Origin of the sequence: uncultured Arenimonas sp., assembly GCF_963976025.1 — a bacterium.
Taxonomy (GTDB): Bacteria; Pseudomonadota; Gammaproteobacteria; order Xanthomonadales; family Xanthomonadaceae; genus Arenimonas.
Genome location: NZ_CAXBJS010000018.1, coordinates 1 through 25,163, shown reverse-complemented (window position 1 = coordinate 25,163; position 25,163 = coordinate 1). Strand labels below are relative to the sequence as shown.

Below are 25,163 nucleotides of genomic sequence, written 5' to 3'. Positions count from 1 at the left end.
GTCAACACGGCCAATGCGACCAGCACGGAAGTTCCTGGCCCGACCAGCTCGAATACCGTCACGACGCCCGTGGTCCAGGTGCCGGCGCTGACGCTCTCCAAGTCGGCCGCGACGCTGACCACCGACGCGGACGCCAGCGGCAACATCACCGAAGGTGACACGCTCAGCTACACGGTTACGTTGACCAACGTTGGCGATGTCCCGCTGACCAATGTGGTCGTCAGCGATCCGCAGCTGACCCCGGGCAGCATCACCTGCGCCAATGTGGCGATTGGCGGCACCTGCGTGCTGACCGGTACCCATGTGGTCACCGCCCTGGAAGCTCAGGCAGGCCAGGTGGTCAACACCGCCAACGCGACCAGCACGGAAGTTCCGGGCCCGACCGATTCCAACACGGTCACCACGCCCGTGGTCCAGGTGCCGGCGCTGACGCTCGACAAGTCGGCCGCCACGCTGACCACCGATGCGGATGCTTCGGGCGACATCACCGAGGGCGACACGCTCAGCTACACCGTGACGCTGACCAATACCGGTGACGTCCCGCTGACCAACGTCGTGATCAACGACGCCCAGCTCACCCCGGCCAGCACGACCTGCGCCAGCGTGGCCGTGGGCGGCACCTGCGTGCTGTCGGGCACGCACGTCGTGACGATTGCGGAAGCGCAGGCGGGTGAGGTGGTCAACACCGCCAACGCCACCAGCACCGAGGTCCCCGGTCCGACCAGCTCGAACACCGTCACCACGCCGGTCATCCAGATCCCGGCGCTGACCCTGGCCAAGTCGTCGGCGACCCTGGTGACGGATGCGGACGCGTCGGGCGACATCACCGAGGGCGACACGCTCAGCTACACCGTTACCCTCACGAATACCGGCGACGTCCCGCTCACCAACGTCATCGTCAACGATCCGCAGCTGACCCCGGGCAGCATCACCTGCGCCAACGTGGCTATCGGCGGCACCTGCGCGCTGACCGGCACCCATGTGGTTACCGCCCTGGAAGCTCAGGCCGGCCAGGTTGTCAACACCGCCAACGCGACCAGCACGGAAGTTCCGGGCCCGACCGATTCCAACACGGTCACCACGCCCGTGGTCCAGGTGCCGGCGCTGACGCTCGACAAGTCGGTGGCTACCCTGGTGACGGACGCCGATGCCAGCGGCGACATCACCGAGGGCGACACGCTCGGCTACACCGTCACCCTCACCAATATCGGCGATGTGCCGCTGACCAACGTCATCGTCAGCGATCCCCAGCTGACGCCGGCCAGCACGACCTGCGCCAGCGTCGCCGTCGGCGGCACCTGCGTGCTCTCGGGTACGCATGTCGTGAGCAATGCCGAAGCGCTCGCGGGCCAGGTGGTCAATACCGCCAGCGTCACCAGCGCGGAGGTTCCTGGCCCGACGAACTCCAACACCGTCACCACGCCCGTGCGCCCGGTGCCGGGCTTCACGCTGTCCAAGTCCGACGCCAGCCTGGCGGTGGATGCCGATGGCAGCGGCAGCTTGACCGGCGGCGACACGCTCAGCTACACCGTCACCCTGACCAACACCGGCAACCTGCCCTTGACCAACGTGGTGGTGAGCGATCCGCAGCTCACGCCCGGCAGCACCAGCTGTGCCAGCGTCCCGCTCGGCGGCACCTGCGTGCTGACCGGCACGCACGTGGTCACCGATGCCGAGGTTCGCGCCCGCCGCGTGGTCAATACGGCAACCGCCACCAGCGCCGAGATTCCGGCGCCGGTGTCGTCGAACACCGTGACCACGCCGGTTGCCAACCGTCGTCCGGTGGCGGTCACCGACACCTACACCACGCCCGCCGGCGTACCGGTCGCACTGTTCCCGCTCAACGCCGACAGCGACCCCGATGGCGACACGCTCTACGTCTTCTCGATCAACGGCGTGCCGCTTACCCCCGGGGCCTACCAGGAAATCCCGGTGACGGGCGGTACCGTCATCGTTGCGGCCGACGGCAGCATCAGCTTCGTGCCGGATCCGGGGTTCACGGGAACCGTGACGTTCCCCTACGCCATCACCGACCGCAACGGCGGCATCGCCAGCGCCAACCAGATCATCACCGTGACCTCGCCCGACGTGGCCGAAGCCACGCTCGTGAAGTCCCCGGCGACCCTGCTGGTCGACGCCGACGCAAGTGGCGACGTCAGCCTGGGCGATACCCTGGCCTACACGATCACCCTGACCAACACCGGCACGGTCGAGCTGACCAATGTCGTGGTCAGCGACGCCCTGCTTGATCCGGGCAGCATCAGCTGCGCCGTTGTCGCCGTGGCCGACACCTGCGTGCTCGAGGGCACGCACGTGGTCACCCTGGACGAGGCGCAGGCTGGTGAGGTGGTCAACACCGCAAATGCCGTCAGCGAGCAGACGCCTGCCCCGGAACCCTCGAACACGGTCGTCACGCCGGTCGCACCCGTTCCCGCCGGCGTACCGGCGATGGTCACGACCAAGCCCGAACCCGTCCTGGCCACGGATGCCGACGGCGACGGCCTGGTCAGCGCCGGCGACACGCTGGCCTATACCGTCACGGTCACCAATACCGGCGAGACGCCGCTTACCGAGGTCCGTATCGACGACGCCATGCTGACGCCCGACAGCGTCACCTGCGCCCTGGTGCTGGTCGGCGAGACCTGCGTGCTGGAAGGCACCTACGTCGTGACCATGGCCGATGTCGAGGCCGGTGCACTGACCAATACGGCCACCGCCAGTTCGGCCCAGGTCTGCCTGCCCGGGGAAACCCCGGCGGCGGGCTGCACGTCCAGCGTCGGGATCGACATCGAACAGCGCCCGCAGATCAGCATCGAGAAGCTGGCCGAACTGACCACCGACGAAGGCGTGCAGGGTCGCGGCGAAGCCGGTGACGTCATCACCTATTCGGTCATCGTCACCAATACCGGCAACCTCACCATCAGCGACCTGACCGTGGAGGACAGCTTCCAGGGCGGTGCGCCGGTGCTGCTCGACTGCGCGCCGACCACCCTGGCTCCGGGTGAAGTGGCGACCTGCGCCAGCTACACGCACACCATCACCGCGGCGGAAGCCAACGCCGGCATCCCGCTTGAAAACGCCGTCATCGCCACGGGTACCACCAAGTCCGGCACCCAGACCATCACGGTCACCGGCAACGCCGCGGCCGTCGTGGAAGTACAGGCGGACCCGACGGTTATCCGACTGAGCAAGTCGGCCCAGCCCAGCGAAGTCCGGGTTGGCGACCTGGTGCGCTACCAGGTGCGGGTCGAGAACACCGGCGGCGGTCCGCTGGTGGACGGCCTGCTGGTGGATGCGCCGCCGGCCGGCTTCACCTATGTGCAGGACTCGCTGGTGGTTGCCGACGACGACGGCGTCGGACGCCTGGTGGGAACCTTCCCGATCCGGGTCGACCGCATCGACGTCGCCCCGGGCCAGTCCGCGACGATCAGCTACCTGCTGCGCGTCGGTGCCGGCGTCCGCCCGGGCGTGCACGTGAATTCGGCGGTACTTACCAGCGACGGCAGCCAGTCCAACGTCGCCACCGCCCAGGTGCGCCTGGTCGGCGACCCGATGCTGGAAGACTCGCTGGTGCTCGGCACGGTCTTCGACGACCGCGACGGCGATGGTCGCCAGGACCTGGCCGCGCTGACCGGCGTGCGCGTGCAGGGCGGTTTTGATGCCGCGTCCTACGTGGCCGGTTCCACCGTGCTGCACCGCGACGGCAAGTCCAACCCGGTGGCCGATGCCAGCGCGCCGCTGCTGCGCGGCCTGGACGTGGGCGACATCGCCGGGCGGCAGTCCGAAGCCGACCCGGCCCCGGCGCGGCAGGTGGTGGTTTCGCAGTTGCTGGCCGAGCCGCGCTTCACCGACGACTTCGTGCTCAGCAACGACCAGGGCCTGAGCCTGCGCATGGACGCGGCCGGCAATACCCGCCTGGAAGGTGAGCCGGCGCAGAACACTGCAGCCATGCCCCGGGTTGAACGACGGGTCTCGCGCGAAGCCGATGGCTATCGCGTCGACTATGTCGTTTCCAACGTGGGCATCCAGGAACGCGGTATCCCGGGCGTGCGCATCGCCTCGGTGGAAGGGCTGCTGGTCGAGACCGACCCGTTCGGCCGCTACCACCTGGTCGGCGTGGCGGGCGGTCCGTGGGAGCGCGGCCGCAACTTCATCCTCAAGGTCGACACCGCCACCCTGCCGCCGGGCAGCGTGGCGACGACCCGCAACCCCTTGGTGCGCCGTGTCACCCAGGGCATCCCGACGCGCTTTGATTTCGGCTTCACCCTGCCCGGCGGCCGGATCGCCGGTACCGAGCAGGTGCTCGAGATCGAACTCGGGAGCCTGATGTTCCCGCCCGACAGTGCCGAGCTTCGTCCGGGCCACGAACCCGTCGTGACCGGGATCGTCGAACAGTTGCAGGGGCGGGATGCCGGCGAACTGGTCATCACCGCCGAGGGCGGTGACGAAGCCCTGGCGTTCAGGCGTGCCCGCGCCGTGCAGCAGGCCGTCGAAGCCGCGATGCCCGAAGGCCTGGGCGACGTCGTGGTCAGCCTGCGCACCGACGCGGCCGACCCGGGCAGCAGCCTGGCAAGCATCGGCACGTCGCCGGTGCTGGGCACCGTGCTCTTCGAAACCGGCCAGGCAGTGGTTGCACCGCGCTACGCCGCTTTGCTCGACGCGGTGGCCGCAGATATCGAACAGCGTGCGGCCAGGGCCGACGGCGCCTTGGTGGTCGGCATCGTCGGCCACGCCGACCGGCGGGGTTCCGACCAGGCCAACACCGCCCTGGGCCTGCGCCGGGCGCGTGCGGTGTTCGATGCCCTCGCGGCCCGCCTGCCACCCGAACTGCGCCAGCGACTGCGCGTGGACATAAGCCAAGACCCGGATGCCCCCGTCCTCAACTCCGAGGGGGGCGAGTGATGCGCCTGAAGATGAAGATACTCGACTGCACCCTGATCGCCTTGCTGGGAACGGCGGCCTTTCCACTGCTCGCCCAGGCAAGCGACGAGACGGCCGTCACGTCCATCGGTGACGTCGCGTGTGGTGCTTCGGGCTGCACGAGCGACGGTGAAGTGCTGGTGCGCGTGCGCACCCGCGGCGAACGCGAGCCCGCGGCAACCGCAGCGGATGATGGCCTGGCGTCCGATCGCCGGGTGACCATCGAAGCGGAGCAAGCCGGCCGCGTTTCGGCGGTGGGTAAATGGACCGTCCAGCTTCCCGACGGCGGCGTGGTCTGGGCCACCGAAGATCCCAACCTCGGCCAGCCTGTACTCAACGCCAGTGCGCCCAGCCTGGTGGCCTTCGACGGCGGACGCATCACCAAGCCGGTCCGGTTCTACGTGCAGGGCAACTACTCGTCCTTCATCACTGAAGCCGAGATCGTCGTGTTCGCCGGCAAGGACACCGACCTGGTCGAACCCCTGGCCCGCATCCCGCTCGAGGTTGCCGCGGTGGCGGACGCGGAGTGGGACGGGTCGCTTCCTGCCGGCGTGGTGGCGCGCGACGGCGATGAACTGCAGTACATCGTGCGCGTGCGCGACGCCGAAGGCAGCGTCGATGAAACCTTCCCGCAGCGGCTGCAGCTGGTCCGGCCGGAAGAAGCTGAGCGTGGCCTGCGCCGCAGCCAGGACAGCAGCGAAAAAGCCCGGGGCATCCGCCTGGGCGCCGACGAGGCCCAGGACCTGGCGCTGGTGGAAACCGCCTTCGCCGGCAACGCCCTGCGCCAGCAGAACATCGCCATCCATGGTTCACGCATCCGCATCCATGGCCGCAACATCCCCGAGGGTTACACGCTCGAGATCAACGGCCAGCCGCATCCGGTGGACCTGGAGCGCAAGCTTGCGGCCGAATACCTGGTGCCGGTCGGCCAGCACACGTTCGACCTGTCCCTGGCCGGGCGCGACCGCCCGACCATCGAACACACGCTCGACGTCGACGTGACCGGCCGCTACATGTTCGCGGTCGCCATCGCCGACCTGACGGTATCCAACGGCGATACCAGCGGTTCGATCGAGCCGCTGGCCGGCGACGAGCGCTTCGACGACGGCTTCCTGCTCGAAGGCCGCCTGGCCTTCTACCTCAAGGGCAAGATCAAGGGACGCTATCTGGTGACGGCCCAGGCCGACACGAGCGAACGCGAAGTCTCGGAGCTGTTCGACGGCTTCTGGGACGCCGACCCGCAGGACATCTTCCGGCGTCTCGACCCCGACACCTATTACCCGGTGTACGGCGACGACTCCACCACCTACCGCGACGTCGACAGCCAGGGTCGTCTCTACGTGCGCGTGGACTGGGACCGCAACCAGGCGCTGTGGGGCAACTTCGGCACTGGCTTCACTGGCACCGAATACGGCCAGTACCAGCGCTCGCTCTACGGCGCGGCGCTGGATTGGCGCAGTCGCCGCGCAACCTCCTACGGCGATCCCGGCAGCGAAGTGCGCGCCTTCGCTTCCGAGGCCCAGACCGTCGCCGGGCACAGTGAATTCATCGGCACCGGCGGCAGCCTGTACTACCTGCGCCATACCGACGTGCTTCCGGGTTCGGAGGTGCTGACGCTGGAGATCCGCGACACCACGACCGGCCGCGTCCAGGGCAGTGTCGTTCTCCAGCGCGGCGTGGACTACGAAATCGACGAGTTCCAGGGCCGCGTCCTGCTGACGCGCCCGCTGGCGCAGATCACCCGCGAGCGCGTGCCGACCCTGACCCGTGACGCGCCGCTCGACGGTTGGCTGCAGGTCCTGCTCGCCGACTACGAGTACGTGCCCGGTGGTGGTTTCGATGCCGACGACGTGGCTGCTGGCTTCCGCGGCCGGCACTGGTTCGGTGACCACGTTGGCCTGGGCGCGACCTGGGTGGATGAAAACCGCGCTGGCGATGACTATTCGCTGCGCGGGGCCGACCTCACGCTCAAGGCGGGCCGCGGCACCTATCTGCGGCTCGAGCACTCGCAAACCGAGGCAACCAGTGCCCCGGTGTTCTTCTCCGACAATGGTGGCCTGAGCTTCACCGAACTCAATTCGGGCCTCGGGGCGCGGTCGGGCGAAGCCCGGGCGGTCGAGGCCAGGGCGAACTTCCGCGAGCTGGGCTGGACCCAGCGCGACTGGAGCGCCGGCGCCTGGTGGCGCGAGGTCGACGGTGGATTCTCGGTCGCGCGTTTCGACACCGGGCAGGACGTCCGGGAGTACGGCGCGGAAGTGCGCGGTGAATTCGGCGCCGATGTCGGCATTTACGCGAAGGCGAGCCAGGCCGAGCGGGGCGCCGAGTCCCTGGGCCAGGTGCAGCTGACCGCCGAATGGCGACTTTCGCAGGACCGTACCGTGTCCGGTGAACTGCGCCGCGTGGACGAGCAGCGCCTGGGTGGCGAAGCCGCCGGAACCCTGGCGGCGTTCCAGTACAAACATCGCCTGCGCACGTCGCTGGATCTTTACGGCATCGCCCAGGTCACCGTCGACGACGACGGCGGCGCCTACCAGGAGAACGACGCACTCACCGTCGGTGCCCAATACCAGTTCGGCAATCTTTCGACGGTGGGCGCCGAGCTGACCACCGGCGACCGGGGCGACGCGCTGCGTGTCGACGGCGAATACCGCCTGAGCCCGGAGCACAGCTTCTACGGTGGCTATACCTACAGCACCGACCAGTCCGCCTACGACCCGCTGTTCAATCCATCGGCCAATGCCGGCTGGACGCTCGGCCAGCGCTGGCGCCTGAACAGCAACGTCAACGTCTTCAACGAAAGCCAGTACCTCAAGGCCCCGGGCCAGACCGGCCTGGCCCATACCTTCGGCATGGACTTCTTTGTCGGCGAAGGCTGGAACCTGGGCTTCACGCTGCAGGACGCCGATCTTGAAGCCACCTCCGGACTCGTCGAGCGGCGTGCCATCAGCGTCTCCGGCGGCCGCACGTCCAACCTGACGCAGTGGCAGAGCAAGCTGGAGTGGCGCGAGGACCAGGGCGCCGAGCAGCGCGAGCAATGGGTCACCACCAACCGCCTGCTGCACAAGGTCAACGAAAGCCTGCGCATCGCGGCCCGGCTGAACTGGTCCGAGACCGAGGACGCCGTGCAGTCGCAGGCCGGGGCGCGGTTCATCGAGGGCAACGTCGGCTTCGCCTGGCGGCCCTGGGACAGCACCCGCTACGCGCTGCTGGGCAAATACACCTGGCTCTACGACGTGTCGGCCCTGCCGCAGGTCGGCGACGCGGTGGCTTTCTACGACCAGCGCACGCAGGTTGCCTCGCTCGAGGGCATCTTCAGCCCGGACCAGCGCTGGCAGCTTGCCGGCAAGCTGATGCGCCGCGAGGGCGAGGTCCGCATGGGCCGGCTGGCCGGCACCTGGACCGACGCCGCGGCGACCTTTGCCGCCGGCCAGCTGCGTTACGGCTTCGCCGACCGCTGGCATGCGCTGGCCGAGTACCGCTGGCTCGGCGTCACCGAAGGCGGTGACCGCCAGGGTTTCCTGGTCGGCATCGACCGGGATATCGGTGAGCATTTCCGGATCGGCGTAGGCTGGAACTTCACCGACTTCAGCGACGACCTGACCGATTTCGACTACGACCACCGCGGGTTCTTCCTGAACCTGGTGGGCAGCTACTGATGCGAGGAACCACCATGCCTGCGTTTTCTTTCCGAGTGGCACCGCCAGCCTGGCTCCTGCTGATTGCCTTCCTCGCGCTGCCTTCCGTGGCTGGTGCGCAGGCGCTGGTCTGCGGCAACCCGGGCAGCGACCCGGCGAGCTCCGCCTCGGGAATCGTCAACACCTACTACGCCGGCACGACAGGCACGCTGGCCGCTGGCGCCACCAGCCTCGCGCTGGGCAACCGCGACACCCGGGGTTCCAGCACGACGGTGGCCGTCGGCGACGTGCTGATGCTCATCCAGATGCAGGACGGGACGATCAACAGCAGCAACAGCAGCCTGTATGGCGGGGGATCGGGCAGTGGCGCGGGCACCACCGGCATCGCCAACACCGGTCGCTACGAATTCGTCCGGGCCGACGCGGTGTCGGGCGGGAACGTCACGTTCTCGCCCGCGCTGAGCTATTCCTACACCAACGCCAACGCCACCGCGGGCGCCGGCCAGCGGCGATACCAGATCGTGCGCGTCCCGCAGTTCACCAACGTCACGCTCAACGGCGTCACCGCCCCGCCCTGGGGCCGGGACGGGGCCTCGACCGAAACCGGCGGGGTGGTGGTCGTGGATGCCGCGGGAACCATCACCCTGGGTTCGGCAACCGTCGAAGGCCAGGCGGGCCGCGCCGTTTTCGTCGGTGGTCGCGGCTTCCGCGGCGCTGCCGGCATCGGCGGATCGGGCCCCGGCACGGACATCGACTGGCGCGCCCAGGACACCGGTACGTTCGCAAGCACGACGCATGGCGGCAAAGGCGAAGGCATTGCCGGCACCCCGCGATTCCTTGCCATCAAGACCAATAATTACGGCGCCGCGGTGACCAGCGCGAACCTGCTGACGCTCGACGCCGGCGGCACCGGCTATCCGCAGGGCGATCGCGGCCGCGGCGCGCCGGGCAATGCCGGCGGTGGTGGCACCGAGGGCTCGCCGGCCGCCTTCAGCAACTCCCGCAACGCCGGCGGCGGCGGCGGTGGCAACCACGCCTCGGGCGGCCTGGGCGGTCGGCCCTGGAATGCGCCTCTGAACGACACCGGCGGCCGCGGTGGCGCCGGTTATGCCGGCGTCCTGGCCTTCAACCGCATCTTCCTGGGCGGCGGCGGCGGCTCGGGCGGCACCAACAACAACACCGCCGATCCGGCGACCTACAGCAACTCGGGCATTGGCTGCGCCACCAGCGCCGCCGCGCGCTGTTCGGGCGGCGGGGCCGGCGGCGGCATGGTGATCCTGCGTGCGCGCCAGGTGGGCGGCACCGGCATCATCGACGCCCGCGGCGCCCACGCCTACAACGTGCTCAACGACGCCGCCGGCGGCGGCGGCGGCGGCGGTACGGTCGTGCTGCACACCATCGAGGGCGGCAGCGCCACCATCAATGTCTCCGGCGGCGACGGCGGCAATGCCTGGGCCGGCAACAACACCGGCGAGGCCGCTCGCCATGGACCCGGCGGCGGTGGCGGCGGCGGCTTCATCGCGTTCGCGCCAGCCGCCATGTCCCTGTCGGCCAACCTGTCGGGCGGCCGTCCCGGCCACACCACCAATGGCAGCACCGACAGCTACGGTGCGTTCGGCCTCAATGGCGGCCTCAGCACCTTCCAGTCCCCGGACGTGCCGGGCGTCGTGCCGGGTGCCCAGTGTTTCCCCGACCTGCGGCTGGCCAAGTCCAATGGCACCAGCACGCTGGTCAACGGACCCACCACGTATGCCCTGACGGTGAGCAACCAGGGCCAGGCCCCGACCCTGGGCACCGTCACGGTCGTTGACGTGCTTCCCGCGGGCATCAGCGTGCCTGATGGTGCGCTGGTCCTGGGCGGTGCGCAGGCGGCGGACTGGTCCTGCAGCGCAAGCAGCAACGTCGTCACCTGCACCTCGGCAACCGCCATCGCCCCGGCGGCCACGAGCGTCTTCAGTTTCGGCGCCACGGTGTCGAGCGCCGACGGCAGCAGCCTCATCAACCTGGCCCGCGTCGGTGGCGGCGGCGACCAGGACCAGCCGACGCCGACCCCGGCGACCACCAGCGCCTGCACCGGCAACAACACGCCTGCAGGCTGCGCCGCCGACGCCGACACGGTGCAGGCGCCGCTGCTGACCCTGGCCAAGTCCGACGGCACCGACGAGGTCGTATTGGGTGGCACCACCACTTACCAGCTGCTGGTCGCAAACACCGGCAGCCTGGCCACGTCCGGGACCATCGGGGTGCGCGACGTCCTGCCCCCTGCCGTGACCTACACCGGCCCTTCGCCCTTCACCAGCGGCGGCTTCTCATGCACGTGGACGGCCGGCAGCAACAGCCTGAACTGCACCCGCGCGACGGCGATCGCCGCCGGCGCCAACGCAACCATAAGCCTGCCGGTGCAGGTCGCGGCCGGCGCCGCGGGCTCGCTGACCAACCGCGCGCGCGTGGGCGGAGGTGCGGATCCGGGCAAGCCTGCGCTGCCAAGCGTTGCCGATGCCCAGGCCTGCCCGGCACCGACGCCGCCGGCGACCACGTTCGCCGATCCCTCCAACGGCTGCGCTTCGGACACCAATGCCGCGCTCAACGTCGAACTGCGGCTCGAGAAGGACGATGGCCAGGTCTTCATGTCCATCAACGGCTCGACCACTTACCAGTTCATCGTGCGCAACGTGGGCGCCGCCGACTCTGCCGGCACCATTCTCTTCCGCGACGTCCTGCCGGCGCCGATGAACTGGCCTGCCACGCTCGTGAAGTCCGGCCCCGACGCGGCGGCATGGACGTGTACCCGGGTCTCGGCCACCGTGGTTTCCTGCCAGTCCGCGACACCGATCCCGGCCGGCGCGGCCAGCCAGTTCAGCCTGTTGGCCAACGTCGGCGCAGCGACCAGCGGCAACCAGTACATCAACCGCGCGCGCATCGGCGGAGGCGGGGACACCGACCTGCCGGCCAGCCTGAACGACGCCGCGGTCACCACCTGCACGTCCAACAATTCGCCGCTGGGCTGCGCGATCGACCTCAACACCGCCCAGACCGGCGCCCAGGTCCGGCTGTCGAAGTCACACCCGGATCCGCAGAACCGCGCTCCCGGCGAAACCTTCACGGTCAGCCTGGTCGTGCGCAACGAGGGTGGCGCCGCGACCAGCGGCACCATCACCATGGTGGACGTGCTGCCCGCCGGCATCAGCTTCGTCGGCCCCTTCACGGCGCCCAACTCCAGCTGCAGCAATTCCGGCCAGGTCGTGACCTGTACCTCGAACACGGCCTTGGCCGCAGGCGCCACCCGCACGATCTCCTTCCCGGTGCAGGTGCAGGCCGGCATCGTCGCGCCCGTGCTCAACCGGGCCCAGGTCGGCGGCGGCGGCGACCCGCAGAACTCGGCGGCGCCGACGGCGGCCACCGCGGCCAACTGCGTGATGAACGGCCAGCCGCAGTTTGGCTGCGCGGTCGACCCGATCCCGCTGACCGGCGACCTGCAGGTCACCAAGACCAACAACCAGGTGGGCGTGACCTCCGGCGAGACCGTGACCTACGTGGTCACCGTCACCAATGTCGGCGCCGTGGCGATCACGGGGGCCGTCGTGCACGACAGCCCCAGCGGCCAGCTCAATTGCCCGGCAGGCAATCCGGTCACCTGTTCGGGCGCGGCCTGCCCGGGCGGGGCCCTGACGGTGGGCAGCCTGGTGGGCGGCCTTACCCTGGGCACCCTGGGAACGACCCCCCCGGGCAATGCTGTGTCCTTCAGTTTCGACTGCCAGGTCCCCTGACCGGGGGCCCGCCCCCTGGATCGGTGCAGGTCATTGATTCCAGGGGGCTTGAAACCGGCCAGGGCAGCACCAGATAGGGATCTGGCGGAGGGGAGCCGTCGTTCCATTCATGGAACGGACAGGGAACTTTATGCCTCTTTAGCACTCTTAATGCCCGAGTGCTAAACTCCGGACCCATGAAAGAGGATCGCATGACCACCACGGCCCTGATCGCAAACAACCTGCCGATTCCCAGCGCGCTGGGTTCGCTCGACGCCTACATTGCCGCGGTCAACCGCGTGCCGGTGCTCACCGTCGAAGACGAACAGGCCCTGGCCCGCAGCTATCGCGATGACGAAGACCTCGACGCCGCCAAGGCGCTGGTGATGTCGCACCTGCGTTTCGTGGTGCACGTCGCCCGCGGTTACCAGGGCTACGGCCTGGGCATGGGCGACCTGATCCAGGAAGGCAACATCGGCCTGATGAAGGCGGTCAAGCGTTTCGACCCCGACCAGGGCGTGCGCCTGGTGTCCTTCGCCGTGCACTGGGTGCGCGCCGAGATGCACGAATTCATCCTGCGCAACTGGCGCATCGTCAAGGTCGCCACCACCAAGGCGCAGCGCAAGCTGTTCTTCAACCTGCGCAAGTCCAAGAAGCGCCTGGGCTGGATGAACGACGCCGAGGTCACCGCGGTGGCCAAGGACCTCAACGTCTCCAAGCGCGAAGTGCTGGAAATGGAATCGCGCCTGTCCGGTCGCGACATCGGCTTCGATGCGCCCGACAACGGCGACGACGACGGCCCGCCGTCGCCCGTGGCCTACCTGCGCGACAGTGGCGAAGACCCGGCGATGGCCTACGAACGCGAATCGCACGAAGACGACCAGCTGGAACTGCTGCGCGAAGGCCTGTCCGGCCTCGACCAGCGTTCGCGCGACATCCTCAAGCGCCGTTTCCTGGGCGAGCCCAAGGCGACGCTGCAGGAACTGGCCGACGAATACGGCGTCTCCGCCGAACGCATCCGCCAGGTCGAGGCCAACGCGCTCAAGAAGATGCGGGCGCTGTTCGCGGCCTGATCCGCCGGCGCAAGCAACACCACCGACGGCCCCGCAAGGGGCCGTCGTCGTTTCCGGCGTCAGTCGTCCGGCGGCGAACGGCCGACGATGATCCGGGCGTGGCGCTGGTAGGTCCAGTACGACCACGCCCAGTTGGTCAGCACGATGATCCGGTTGCGGAAGCCGATCAGGAAAAACAGGTGCGCGACCAGCCAGAACCACCAGGCCAGCAGGCCCGATAGTTTCAGGCGCCCGAAATGCACCACCGCGGCCATGCGGCCGATGGTGGCCAGGTTGCCGTAGTCGCGGTAGCGGAAGGGTTTGCCGGCGACGCCGCGCAGGCGGTCGCGAATGACGGCGGCGGCGTGGGCGCCCATCTGTTTGGCCGCCGGGGCGACGCCCGGGACGGGTTTGCCGTCCTGGGTGACGCTGGCCAGGTCCCCCACGACGAACACTTCCGGATGCCCGGGCAGCGAAAGATCCGCCGACACCGGCACCCGCCCGGCCCGGTCCGTGGCCAGGCCAAGCTGTTTGCCCAGCGGCGACGCCGCCACGCCGGCGGCCCACAGCACGGTGCGGCTGGCCAGGCGTTCGCCTGCCAGCGTGATGCCTTCGGCATCGATGGCCGTCACCGCGTTGCCCGTATGTACCTGCACGCCCAGGCGCTGCAGCTGCTGGCGGGTTTTTTCGGAAAGGTCCTCCGGCATCGCCGCCAGCACCCGCGGGCCGGCTTCCACCAGGTGGATGCGGGCGTCGCGAACGTCGGCCCGGCGGAATTCCCGCGGCAGCGTGTGGCGGGCGATCTCGGCCAGGGTACCGGCCAGTTCCACGCCGGTCGGGCCGCCGCCGATGACCACGAAGTTGAGCCAGGCTGCGCGACGCGAGGGATCGTCTTCGCGTTCGGCGGCCTCGAAGGCCGACAGCACGCGGGCGCGGATCGACAGGGCGTCGTCCAGGGTTTTCAGGCCCGGGGCAAATTGTGCCCAGTCGTCGCGGCCGAAATAGGCGTGGGTGGAACCGGTGGCGACCAGCAGGTAGTCGTAGTGCAGCTGGCCCTGGGCCAGGTCGACGCGGCGGGCCCCGATGTCGATTGCGCGGACCTCGTCCAGGCGCACCGTGGCATTGGCCTGCTTGCGCAGGATGTGTCGCAGCGGCGCCGCGATGTCGGGCGCCGACAGCCCGGCCGTGGCCACCTGGTAGAGCAGGGGCTGGAAGAGATGGTGGTTGGTGCGGTCAACCAGCGTGATGCGCACCGGCGCCGTGGCCAGCGCACGCGAACGTGCGGAAGGTTTCCGGTGTCGTCCGGCGGTTCGGCCCTGGCGTCCATGGCCCATGGTGACCGCGAAAGCCCGCTGGCGTCGAGCGCCGCGGACCGGGTTTCAGTCCGTGTCCACCAGCAGACCGCGTTCGCGGGCGATGCGCGCCAGTTCGCCCGGGTGCCGGGCGCCGAGTTTTTCCATCAGGTTGGCGCGATGGCGGTAGAGCGTCTTGTCGCTGATGCCCAGCGCCGCTGCGACGACCTTCGGCGGCAGGCCCGACAGCAGGCCACGCAGGGTCTCACGCTCGCGCTGGGTCAGCGCGGACGCCTCGCCGTCTGCGCGGGGCGCGGCCAGGTCGGTGCTGAGCACGCGATCACCCTTCATCACGCGGCGCAGGCCTTCGATCAGCTCCTCGGCCGCGACCGCCTTGCTGAAATAGCCCGAGGCGCCGCGTTCAAGCGCGCGCACCACCAGTCCCGGGTCGTCGTGCATGCTCAGGACCACGCAGCGCATTTGCGGATGCGCCTCGTGCAGCTGCAGCAGCAGCACCAGCCCGCTGGTTTCGCAGCCCAGGCTGAGGTCCACCAGCGCCAGCTCGGGTTCGTGTTCGCGCGCCGCAGCCAGCGCCTCGCCCGGCGTGCCGGCTTCGGCCACCACTTCGAAGCCGTCGGCTTCCTCCAGCAGGCGGCGGAAGCCCTCGCGCACCATGGCGTGGTCGTCGATGAGCAGGATGCGTGGCATTTGTACAGTCTGGCAAAGCCGTCGGCTGCAACGGCGAGAAAAATTCCCAGCGGCGCCGTTTCCGCGCCGTTAAGCTAGCGGCGAATGCGGAACCGGAGCGCGACGCTGGAAGCGGTTGAAAAGGTGCAGGCCTGGGCCTCGGGGCGCCCGCGTTACCTGTTGGCCGGTGTCCTGGGGGCCCTGTTGCTGGCGGCGTTGCTGCATGGAATCGCGGCGCTGGATTTTTACCACTGGGAGCTCGGCACCGGGCTGCTGTTCATCACACTTTGGTGTTTCCCGAAGAAGTGGTGGCCCTGGGCGCTGGCCGCGGCCGTTTTTTCGCATCCGCATGCCGGGCCGGTGACCGCGGTGGTCGAACCCTTGCTGGTGATGGCAGGCGTGCTTTGGCTGCATGCCTGGGACGTGCGCCCGGGCGCCGAAGTCAGCCTGGGGCGCATCGGCCGAATCCACGTGGTTGCCCTGGTGGCGGCCACCGGCATGGCGCTGGTCGAAGTGCTGGTGGCCATGGGCAGCCCTGAATCCTGGCAGCCAGACCTGCGCGAAATGGCCGGTGCGGCGCCGTTCGGCGACGCCAGCCGGGCGTCGCTGCTGGGCAACCTGCTGCTACGCCACCTGCTTTGTGACTTCATCGGCATCCTGCTGGTGGCGCCGCTGGCGATCTGGCTCACCGCGCCTTCGCCCCTGCACTCGCCGCCGTCGGTGGCGGTGCTGCTGCGCTCCGCTTTCATCATGGGGCCGGTGGCCGGGCTGTACCTTTGGCTGGGCCTGGTTTTCCCCGGTTCGGAGTTCGCCGAGCTGTTCCGCCTGCTGCTGGTCGCCGCGGTGGTGGTGTTCACGCTCTGGCAGGGCTGGCGCGGCGCGGTGGCGGCGATGGTGCTGATCAGCGCCGCCGTGGCGCTCGAAGAAGCGCTGGGCAACCCGCGCATGAGCCCGATCGTGACCCAGGCCTACGTCGGCGTGGTGGGCGCGCTGACCCTGCTGTTCGGCGCTTCCGTCGACGACTTCCGCCGCCAGGCCGCCGACCTGGTGCGTGCACGCCGGCAGGAACACCGCCTGCTCGACGAACTGCAGGACGCCGCGCTGCGCAACCTGCAGCTCGAGGAAAGCGAACGCCAGCGCCTGGCCCGGGAACTGCACGACGAGTTCGGCCAGAACCTGGCTGCGCTGCAAACCCACCTCAAGCTGGCCGCGCCGCATCTGGCCAGCGCCGGCCGGCCCGGCATGGGCGATCTGCTGCTGGAACTCACCCGCGCCATGCAGCGCAACATCGGCCGGGTGCTGGCCGACCTGCGGCCGGCGGGACTGGAGCAGCTGGGTCTGTTCAGCGCCGTCGATCGCGGCAGCGTGCGGCGCCTGGCCCAGGATGCAGGCCTGCGCATGGACGTGCGCCTGGAAGGCGACGCCCGCCTGCTGGGCCAGCTCGACGGCACCCACGCCACGGCCATCTACCGCATGGCCCAGGAAGCGGTGACCAACATCGTCCGCCACGCCGACGCGCGCCGCTGCCAGCTGACGCTGCGCATCAGCCGCCGGCGCCGCGCGCTGTGGGTGTTCCTGGACATCCGCGACGACGGCCTGGGGCGCCTGGACCGCCTGCTGCCGGGCAACGGCATCACCGGCATGCGCGACCGCGTGCTGGCGCTCAACGGTGCGCTGTACCTGCACCAGCTTTCGCCGGGCCTGCGACTGCACCTGATGGTGCGCCAGGAAGACGGCGCCCCGGGCACGGGCCGCTAGTCAGTAGAGGTCGGTTGGATCCACGTCCAGCGACCAGCGCACGCGCCGCGCCGACTTGAGCGCGCGCAGCGCCGGCAGCCAGTCGCGCAGGGCCGCGTGCAGGGCATTTCGCTGGCTGGCGTCCACCAGCAGCTGGCCGCGCGCCTTGCCGGCGCGACGCGCCATGGGCGCCGGCATCGGTCCGTTTGCGTGCACGCCTTCGCGCGCCTCGAAAGCGGCGTGGGCTTCGTGCAGGAAGCCCTGCACGTCGGCTTCGGTGGTCGCTTCGGCGCGCAGTAGGGCCAGGTGCGCGTAGGGCGGGAAAGCCGCGGCCTCGCGTTCGGCCAGCTGCAGCGCAGCCACCGCGGGATAGCCGCCATTGAGCAGGGTGCCCAGCAGCGGGTGGTCCGGGTGGTGGGTTTGCAGCACCACTTCGCCGGCCAGTTGGGCGCGGCCGGCGCGGCCGGCCACCTGGATCAGCAGCTGCGCGAGTTTTTCCCCGGCGCGGAAGTCGGCGCTGAACAGGCCTTCGTCCACGCCCACCACCGCCACCAGCGTCAGCCGCGGCAGGTCGTGGCCCTTGGCCAGGATCTGGGTGCCGACCAGGATGCCGGGCCCGTCGCCAAGCCGGGCCAGGTGTTTTTCCAGGGCGTCGCGGCGGCGGGTGGTTTCCCGGTCCACGCGCACCAGGCAGGCCTCGGGGAAGCGGGTGGCCAGGGCCTGTTCCAGGCGCTCGGTGCCGGCGCCCTGGGGCTGCAGCGCCAGGCTGGCGCAGTCGGGGCAGGCGTTGGGCGGCGTCGCCCGGGCGCCGCAGTGGTGGCAGATGAGCCGGCGGCCACCGGCGTGAACCGTCATCGCCGCATCGCAGCGGGCGCAGTGCGCGCTCCAGCCACAGTCGTGGCAGATCAGCACGGGCGCGTAACCACGCCGGTTCTTGAACACCAGCGCCTGCTCGCCGCGCGCCAGGCAGGCGCCCACGGCCTCGAGCAGGGCTTCGGAAAGGCCGTCGCGCAGCGGCCGCTTGCGCACGTCGATCACGCGCACCGCCGGCGGCCGCGCGCCGCTGGCGCGCTCGCCCAGGCGCAGGTGCTGGTAACGCCCCGACAGGGCGTTGTGCAGGGATTCGAGCGACGGCGTGGCGCTGCCCAGCAGCACCGGCACGCCCAGCTTGCTGCCGCGCACCAGGGCCAGGTCGCGGGCGTGGTAGCGCACGCCGTCCTGCTGTTTGTAGGACCCGTCGTGCTCTTCGTCCACGACCAGCAGGCCGGCCTCGGGCAGGGGACAGAACACGGCCGACCGGGTGCCCACCAGCACCCGGGCCCGGCCGCTGGCCATGTCGGCCCAGGCGCGCGCGCGTTCGCCGTCGCCCAGGCCGGAGTGGAAGGCCAGCACCGGCACGCCCAGGCGCGCCCGGAAGCGCGACAGGGTTTGTGGCGTCAGCCCGATCTCGGGCACCAGGACCAGGGCCTGGCGCCCGGCGGCCAGGCAGTCGGCGATGGCCTGCAGGTAAACCTCGGTCTTGCCGCTGCCGGTGACGCCTTCGAGCAGCATCGCCCTGAAACCCTCGCCGGCGCGCACGGCCTTGATGGCGGCGGCCTGGCCGGGTGTGGGCGACGGGGCCGCGACCGGGCGCAGCGCCACGGCGCCTTCCATCACCACCCGCTCGGCCAGGACCCGGTCAGCCAGGGCGCGCGCCGCCGTGCGCCAGCCGGGCGAGCGATGGTCCAGGTCGTCTTCATCGCGCGGGCCTTCGCACAGGTCCAGCAGCAGGCGGCGCGGGCGGCCGTCGCGGCCGGGCTGGGCAGCCGCTTCCTGCCCGGCGGGCGTGGCGGCCCAGCCGTGGCGGCGGGTGTCGGGCAGGGGCTGGCCGGCGCGCAGGGCGGCCGGCAGGGCCGTGGCGATCACCTCGCCCAGGGGCGCGTGGTAGTAGGCCGCTACCCAGCGCAGGCTTTCAAACAGTTCGCCATGCAGCAGTGCTTGGGCGTCGAGGCGTTCGTGGGCGGCCTTGAGGGCATCCGGGTCGCCGCTGGCCGGGCCGGTGCCCACCACCACGCCTACCTGCTCGCCGCCGCCGCGTCCGAACGGCACCCGCACCCGGCAGCCCAGCCAGTCGGGACCAGCTGCCTGGCCGGCCGGCGGCAGATAGTCGAACTCGCGCGGCAGCGGCACCGGCAGGGCGACGCGCAGGATGTCGGGGGGCAAAGGCATCCGCGAAGTCTAGCTTGCGACCGTGCTCCGACTGTGGGTTGTGCGCCAAAGCAGACTTGCGACGCAATGCTGCCAAATGCATCACAAAGCACGGGTAAGCCACTGTTCAGAAAAACGAAACGGCCTTATCCACATTTCTTGTGGATAAGTCTGTGGAAGGGAGCGCGGGCAGGGGTGCGCACCCCCGTGCCAACGGCCCTCACGCCGGGTTGGCGATTTTTTAACCACGCTGACATATACGTTTTTAATCAATACGTTACGGCTGCCATGAATCAGTAACCAGGCACCACGCGGGCGTGAAGGCGTGGATTCACGGTCGCCGCCTGCCGCTGTGCACAACGTTCCACGCCGGAAGCCGCGCCGGGCTTGGCGGAGCGCGAATTTCCCACATGTCAACCGATGTTTCGAGGCACTCGCTGGCTAGAATAGGGGGTGATTTCCGACCCCCCGATGCCTGCTTCCCCGACCCCCTCCCCGGCCTTGGCGGCCTTCCTGCGCGGCATCGAACGCCGCGCCTTCGTCTTTGCCCAGGTCCAGTCGGGCCGCGACGACGAGGCCCTGGCGGCGGTGGGACGCGCCATGCGCACGTTCCGGTCGGTATCGGCGGTGACGCCCCTGTCGGGCTGGCCGGCGGGCTTCTGGTCGCTGCTGTTGGCCCAGGCCGAACTTTCCGGCGGGCAGGCACCGGAACCCGAACTCTCGCACCTGGGCGCCGGCCCCCGCGCCGCGCTGCTGCTGCGCCTGGTCGGCGGCCTGGACTTCGCCCATGCCGCCCAGGTGCTGGGCGTGGCCGAGCCCACGTATCGGTTTGCCCTGCAGCGCGCCTTGCAGCAGCTGGGCGAGGCCGGCGTCAGCTACGCCGCCCTGGGCCATTTGCGCGAGCGCCTGCACCGCCAGGTGAAAACGCTGCCGGCGCATCACGTGGAGGCGCTGGCCGTGCAGCGTGGCCGGGTCCTTCGCGACGAGGCGGAGCCGGCCCCGCCTGCGCCGCCGCCGCCGTCGCCCTGGCCGCGGCGCCTGGCCTGGGCGCTGCTGGTGCTGCTGGCGATCGGTTTCGCGGCCACCTACTGGGAACCGGCACCCCCGCTGCTGCCCGGCGGCGTGCAGGACCTGCCCGCGGAAGCGCCGGTCCAGCCGGAGGTCCCGGCGTCCGGCGATGCCGACCAGGTCATCCACCCCGACTACGCCGCTCTGGCCCGGCCCGAAGACGCGGCCCTGGCGCACGACCTGGCTTTCCTGAGCTGGCTGGCGGCCCGCGACGGTGCGCCGCCCGAAGTGGAGTCCAGCGCCGCCGCCGACGCGGTGCCGCCGCCCGGGCCCGCCGAACGCGACCAGCCCGCCTTCGAAGCCCTGCCCGTGGACCAGCGCGGCCTGCTCGTTCCGCTGGCCACGACCTGGCCGCGGCTCGACCCGGCCACCCGCCGCCAGCTGATCGGCCAGGCCAGCCACTGGCTGGCCCTGGACGGGCCGGCGCGCGAGCTACTGCGCCAGCGCCTGGCCGACTGGGACGCGCTGCCGGCCGCCGAGCGCGCGGCGCGCCGTGGCCACCTGGCGGCCTGGGCCAACCTGTCGCCCGACGAACAGGCCTGGATTCGGGATACCGCCCAGGCCTTCACCGGCAGCGCCGCCGCCGACCAGGTCGCTGCCCGCGAAGACTTCGAAGCCCTGCCCGAGCAGGCGCGTGACCCATGGTGGCTGGGGCCGGCGCTGGGCGAGTGGTTTTCGCCGGTGCAGCCGCTGTTCGCCTACGTTCCGCAGGACCAGCGGCCGCCGCTGCTGGCGATGCTGCGGGCACTGTCGCCGCAGGCGCGGGCCGACCTGGCGCTGCTGGCGCGCCGGTTGCCGGCCACGGAGCGCGAACTCTTGCGCCGCGAACTTCTGGACGCGCCAGCGGACCAACGCGAGGCCCTGGTGCGCGCGCGGCTGGGCCGCTGACCGCGACCCGGGTCGCGCGCCACCCGCGTCTACAGGTAGACCAGGCTGGCCATCAGCGCGAAGGTGGCACCAATACCGATCAGCACCAGGTAGCAGCTGCCCAGCACCCAGTACTTGAACAGGGTCATGATCCAGCCCTGGCGGTAGACCCGCTTCTGCATGATCAGCAGGTACACCGGCATCCAGCACAACATCGCGACCTCGAGCCAGCCCAGCGGCCGCGACAGCCAGGCCCAGCCTGAAGTCCACGCCGACAGCGCGTCCAGGATGACCACCAGCAGCAGGCCGCCGCACAGGAAGCTGTGGCTGTGCAGGGCGACGATCAGGTGCTCCATGTAAAGGCGCTTCTTGAACACGTACATGATCTTGAGCAGCACCGCGAACAGCGGCAGCAGGATGAACAGCGTCGTCGGCACCATCGACAGGAAGGCGCTCTGCAGCAGGTTCGGGTCCTTCTTGATGCGCTCGATGTTGCCCTCGGCGCGGCCGACCTGGGCGTTGACCCAGGCGTTGCCGGTGGGGCCCAGCCAGTCGATCACCAGGGGATTGTCGACCGGGTGCCAGGGCTCGCCGTTGAAGCTGAGCGTGTCCTTCGCATCAGCCGATGCCGACGCCGACACGGGCACCGGTTCGCCGGCGGCCACCGCCTTGTCGATCTCGGCGATCCGCCGCTGGGCCTCCTTGCGCACGGCCTCCGAGGCCACGTCCATGCCGATTTCGACGCCGAGATCGACGCCCGGGATGCCGGTGCCTTTGGCGCGGGCGGCGCTGAGCTCGGCCAGGGCTTCATCGCGCAGGCGCTCGACCTCGGCGACGGTGGTGGCCGCGCGCATGCTCGCCACCTGGCGCCCCTCCACGCTGCCGTCGGCGTCGAGCTTCAGCTCGTCCGGCGTTTCATCCGTCGGCTGCGCCTCGTCGTCCGCAGCGGTATCGGCAGCTTCGCCCGGCTGCGCCGTCACGGCTACCGGTGGTTCGTTGAAGGCGAAGTCGAAGCGCAGCTGTGCCGCGAAAAAAGCGAACAGGCTGAGGAATACGAACAGCCGCACCGGGCTCACATAACGCACCCGCCGGCCTTCGAAATATTCCAGGCTCAGTGCGCCGGGCTTGAACAGCAGCGGCCCGAGCGTTCGCAGGATGCGCGAGTCGAGCTCGAACACCGAGTCCATGAAATCGCCGATGATCGAGCTGAAGTGCCGCACCAGGCCCTTGGTGGGTTGCCCGCAGGCGTAGCAGTGTTCGCCCAGCAGGACGACGCCGCAGTTGGCGCAGCGGCGTTCGGGCGTGGCGGGGGCTTCGGATTGGGGGGTCTGGGTTTCAGCGCTCATCGCGGACTCCGGCAGTGCTGCGGCTAATATAGCGGGCCGCCGCCCCACACGGACCCCACGCGGAACCCCATGAGTCGTTCCGAAAGCCGCCTTGCCCGCCTGCTGCGGGAAATGAGGGTCAGCTTCGTGCTGGCCCTGCCCCTGGTGCTCAGCCAGCTGTCGTCGATGGCGATGAACATCGTCGACACGGTGCTGGCCGGCCGCCACGGGCCGGTGACGCTGGCGGCGGTGGGCGTGGGCAGCGCGGTGTGGTCGGTGGTGATCCTGGTAAGCATCGGCGTGCTGATGGCGGTGCCGCCGACGGTGTCGCAGCTCAATGGCGCCGGCCGCCGCGCCGACATCGGGCCGGTGTTCCGGCAGGCACTTTGGCTGGCGCTGGTGCTGGGCCTGGCGCTTATCTTCGTGGTGCGCGCCGGCGCGGTGGCGCTCGAGCCCCTGGGCATCACCGCCGAAGCCCGGCCCGAGGCCGTGGCCTTCCTGCGCGCGATCAGCTGGGGCGCGCCGGGGCTGGCGCTGTTCTTCTGCCTGCGCAACCTCAGCGAAGGCGTGGCCTGGACGCTGCCGTCGATGGTGTTCGGCCTGGTCGGCCTGGCGCTGCTGGTGCCACTGGGCTGGGGCCTGATGTTCGGCGCCGGCCTCGGCGCCGCCGGCCTGGGTTATGCGGTGGCGATCGTGTTGTGGTGCCAGGCGGCCTCGATGGCCGTTTACCTGTGGCGGGCGCCACGTTTCGCCGACCTCGGGCTGTTCACGCGCTTCGACCCGCCCAGTTGGCCGCCGATCCGCGCGTTGCTGCGGCTGGGCCTGCCAATGGGCGTGTCGGTGTTCATGGAAGGCAGCCTGTTCGTGGCCACGGCGCTGCTGGTGGGCACCCTGGGCACCACCCAGATGGCCGCGCACCAGATCGCCATCCTGATGGCCAGCCTGTGTTTCATGGTGCCGCTGGGCGTGGCCATGGCCACCACGGTGCGCGTGGGCCACGCGGTCGGCGCCGGCGACCTGCCGGGCGTGCGCTGGTCGGCGGCCGCGGGCTTCAGCCTGGGCATGATCGCCCAGACCATTTCGGCGGTGCTGCTGATAGTCGGCGCCACCTGGGTGGCGTCGCTGTTCACGACCGACCCGGCGGTGATCGCGCTGGCCAGCCTGCTGATGGCCTATGCCGCGGTCTTCCAGTACCCCGACGGCCTGCAGGCGCTGTCGGCCGGCTCCCTGCGCGGGCTCAAGGACACCCGGGTGCCGATGTTCATCACCGTGCTGGCGTACTGGGGCTTCGGCCTGCCGCTGGGCGCCTGGCTGGGCATCTCCCAGGGGCAGGGCGCCCCGGGTCTTTGGACCGGCCTGATCCTGGGCCTGAGCGTCGCCGCGACCCTGCTGGGCTGGCGCTTCTGGCGCATGGCGCGCCGGCCCCTGCCGGCCGTACACGTGACCTGAGGCTTATGCGCCTTCACGGCAGGCTGGTTATGCTGGCACCTGGATTGATTGGAGCCACCTCATGTCTGATTCGAAGCCGGGCCCGATCCGGCGCTTTTTCACCGGGATATGGAACACCCTGAATTTCACCCGCCGGCTGGTGTTCAACCTGCTGTTCGTTCTCGTGCTGGTGTTCTTCGTCGTGGTGCTGTTCTCGGGCCCCGGCATCAAGCCGGTGACCAAGCAGAGCGCGCTGGTGATGAACCTCTCGGGCGCGCTGGTTGAACAGTACGGCGCCCACCCGGTGGACCGCGTGCTCAACCAGGCCACCGGCCAGGGTCGTGCCGAAGTGCAGCTGCGCGACATCCTGCGCGCCATCGAACTGGCCAAGGACGACAAGCGCATCGACCGCATCGTGCTGCTGACCGACGGCTTCAGCGCCAGCGGTTTCGCCGCCATGCGCGACGTCACCGCCGCGCTGCGTGAGTTCCGCGCCTCCGGCAAGCAGGTCGTGGCCTACGGCACCGGCATGGACCAGATGGGTTATTACCTGGCCGCGCACGCCGACGAGGTTTACATGGACCCGCAGGGCGGCATCCTGCTCGAGGGCCTGGGCCGCTACCGCATGTATTACCGCGAAGGCCTGCAGGACAAGCTGGGCGTGGACGTGCACCTGTTCAAGGTCGGCGAATACAAGTCGGCCGCCGAACCCTACGTACTCGACGCCGCGTCGCCCGAGGCCAAGGAAGCCGACCTGTACTGGATGAACGACCTGTGGGACCGCTACGTGGCCGACATCGCCGCGGCGCGCGGCCTGGAGCCGTCGGCCATCGACGCGATGATCGCCGAACTGCCGCAGCGCGTGCAGGCGGCGGGCGGTGACCTGGGCAAGCTGGCCGTGGACGAAAAACTCGTCGATGGCCTGCGCACCCGCGAGGAAATGCGTGAAATGCTGGTCGCACGCGGCGCCCTGGACGAAGAGGAAAACACCTTCCAGCAGGTCGACATGCGCAGCTACCTGCGCCAGCAGGCGCTTACGCACCTGTCGCTGGACGGTCGTCCGCAGGTGGCCGTGGTCGTCGCGCAGGGCGCGATCACCGACGGCGAACAGGCGCCGGGCACCGTCGGCGGCGAGTCCACGTCGGAACTGCTGCGCATGGCCCGCGAGGACGAAAACGTGAAGGCCGTGCTGCTGCGCGTGGATTCCCCGGGCGGCGGC

Annotated in this window: 12 protein-coding genes; 8 read left to right on the top strand and 4 right to left on the bottom strand. The window is 70.0% G+C overall.

Going from position 1 to position 25,163, the window contains the following annotated elements; all coding sequences use genetic code 11:
- Window positions 1-69 precede the first annotated feature (69 nt).
- From AACZ35_RS02530 to rpoH, 4 genes are all read left to right on the top strand, one after another.
- The gene (locus tag AACZ35_RS02530; RefSeq protein ID WP_339825676.1) at window positions 70-4,902 is read left to right on the top strand and encodes an Ig-like domain-containing protein; all 4,833 of its coding nucleotides are present in this window, start codon (window positions 70-72) and stop codon (window positions 4,900-4,902) included.
- Complete coding sequence (locus AACZ35_RS02525; RefSeq protein WP_339825674.1) at window positions 4,902-8,576, top strand: hypothetical protein; 3,675 nt, start codon at window positions 4,902-4,904, stop codon at window positions 8,574-8,576. Before AACZ35_RS02530 ends, AACZ35_RS02525 begins: the two co-directional genes overlap by 1 nt.
- A 35-nt stretch (window positions 8,577-8,611) precedes the next feature.
- On the top strand, window positions 8,612-12,322 hold the full coding sequence (locus AACZ35_RS02520) for a hypothetical protein (RefSeq protein ID WP_339825672.1): 3,711 nt from the start codon (window positions 8,612-8,614) through the stop codon (window positions 12,320-12,322).
- Window positions 12,323-12,498: 176 nt separating this feature from the next.
- Window positions 12,499-13,374, top strand: coding sequence for an RNA polymerase sigma factor RpoH (rpoH, locus tag AACZ35_RS02515; RefSeq protein WP_339825669.1), 876 nt, complete (start codon window positions 12,499-12,501; stop codon window positions 13,372-13,374).
- A 59-nt stretch (window positions 13,375-13,433) separates the two neighbouring features.
- On the opposite strand, the gene AACZ35_RS02510 is transcribed toward rpoH, so the two are convergent.
- On the bottom strand, window positions 13,434-14,687 hold the full coding sequence (locus AACZ35_RS02510) for an NAD(P)/FAD-dependent oxidoreductase (RefSeq protein ID WP_339825667.1): 1,254 nt from the start codon (window positions 14,685-14,687) through the stop codon (window positions 13,434-13,436).
- A gap of 45 nt (window positions 14,688-14,732) precedes the next feature.
- On the bottom strand, window positions 14,733-15,353 hold the full coding sequence (locus tag AACZ35_RS02505; protein ID WP_339825665.1) for a response regulator transcription factor: 621 nt from the start codon (window positions 15,351-15,353) through the stop codon (window positions 14,733-14,735).
- Window positions 15,354-15,437: 84 nt separating this feature from the next.
- Here AACZ35_RS02505 and AACZ35_RS02500 point away from each other — a divergent pair, with 84 nt between their 5' ends.
- Window positions 15,438-17,090, top strand: a complete 1,653-nt coding sequence (locus tag AACZ35_RS02500; protein ID WP_339825663.1) for a histidine kinase — start codon at window positions 15,438-15,440, stop codon at window positions 17,088-17,090.
- Here AACZ35_RS02500 and AACZ35_RS02495 read toward each other — a convergent pair whose 3' ends face one another.
- Entirely contained in the window at window positions 17,091-19,277 is a 2,187-nt protein-coding gene (locus AACZ35_RS02495; RefSeq protein ID WP_339825661.1) for a primosomal protein N', read from the bottom strand.
- A gap of 450 nt (window positions 19,278-19,727) precedes the next feature.
- Between AACZ35_RS02495 and AACZ35_RS02490 the strand changes: the two genes are divergently transcribed.
- A complete protein-coding gene (locus AACZ35_RS02490) occupies window positions 19,728-21,212 on the top strand; it encodes a DUF3106 domain-containing protein (RefSeq protein ID WP_339825659.1) in 1,485 nt (494 codons plus the stop codon).
- A gap of 29 nt (window positions 21,213-21,241) precedes the next feature.
- Here the strand turns inward: AACZ35_RS02490 and AACZ35_RS02485 are convergent, their stop codons facing one another.
- Window positions 21,242-22,537, bottom strand: coding sequence for a DUF3667 domain-containing protein (locus tag AACZ35_RS02485; protein ID WP_339825656.1), 1,296 nt, complete (start codon window positions 22,535-22,537; stop codon window positions 21,242-21,244).
- Window positions 22,538-22,606: 69 nt separating this feature from the next.
- Here AACZ35_RS02485 and AACZ35_RS02480 point away from each other — a divergent pair, with 69 nt between their 5' ends.
- Both AACZ35_RS02480 and AACZ35_RS02475 read left to right on the top strand, forming a co-directional pair.
- Window positions 22,607-23,965, top strand: coding sequence for an MATE family efflux transporter (locus AACZ35_RS02480; protein WP_339825654.1), 1,359 nt, complete (start codon window positions 22,607-22,609; stop codon window positions 23,963-23,965).
- A gap of 61 nt (window positions 23,966-24,026) precedes the next feature.
- Window positions 24,027-25,163 (top strand): S49 family peptidase (locus tag AACZ35_RS02475; protein WP_339825652.1); only part of this gene is annotated, 1,137 nt, incomplete at its 3' end.

What these genes read in the sequence shown, in the direction of transcription:
- AACZ35_RS02485 (WP_339825656.1), bottom strand. Translation starts at nt 22,537, where the DNA reads ATGAGCGCTGAAACCCAGACCCCCCAATCCGAAGCCCCCGCCACGCCC.
- AACZ35_RS02510 (WP_339825667.1), bottom strand. Translation starts at nt 14,687, where the DNA reads ATGGGCCATGGACGCCAGGGCCGAACCGCCGGACGACACCGGAAACCT.
- AACZ35_RS02525 (WP_339825674.1), top strand. Translation starts at nt 4,902, where the DNA reads ATGCGCCTGAAGATGAAGATACTCGACTGCACCCTGATCGCCTTGCTG.
- AACZ35_RS02495 (WP_339825661.1), bottom strand. Translation starts at nt 19,277, where the DNA reads ATGCCTTTGCCCCCCGACATCCTGCGCGTCGCCCTGCCGGTGCCGCTG.
- AACZ35_RS02505 (WP_339825665.1), bottom strand. Translation starts at nt 15,353, where the DNA reads ATGCCACGCATCCTGCTCATCGACGACCACGCCATGGTGCGCGAGGGC.
- AACZ35_RS02490 (WP_339825659.1), top strand. Translation starts at nt 19,728, where the DNA reads ATGCCTGCTTCCCCGACCCCCTCCCCGGCCTTGGCGGCCTTCCTGCGC.
- AACZ35_RS02500 (WP_339825663.1), top strand. Translation starts at nt 15,438, where the DNA reads ATGCGGAACCGGAGCGCGACGCTGGAAGCGGTTGAAAAGGTGCAGGCC.
- AACZ35_RS02480 (WP_339825654.1), top strand. Translation starts at nt 22,607, where the DNA reads ATGAGTCGTTCCGAAAGCCGCCTTGCCCGCCTGCTGCGGGAAATGAGG.
- rpoH (WP_339825669.1), top strand. Translation starts at nt 12,499, where the DNA reads ATGAAAGAGGATCGCATGACCACCACGGCCCTGATCGCAAACAACCTG.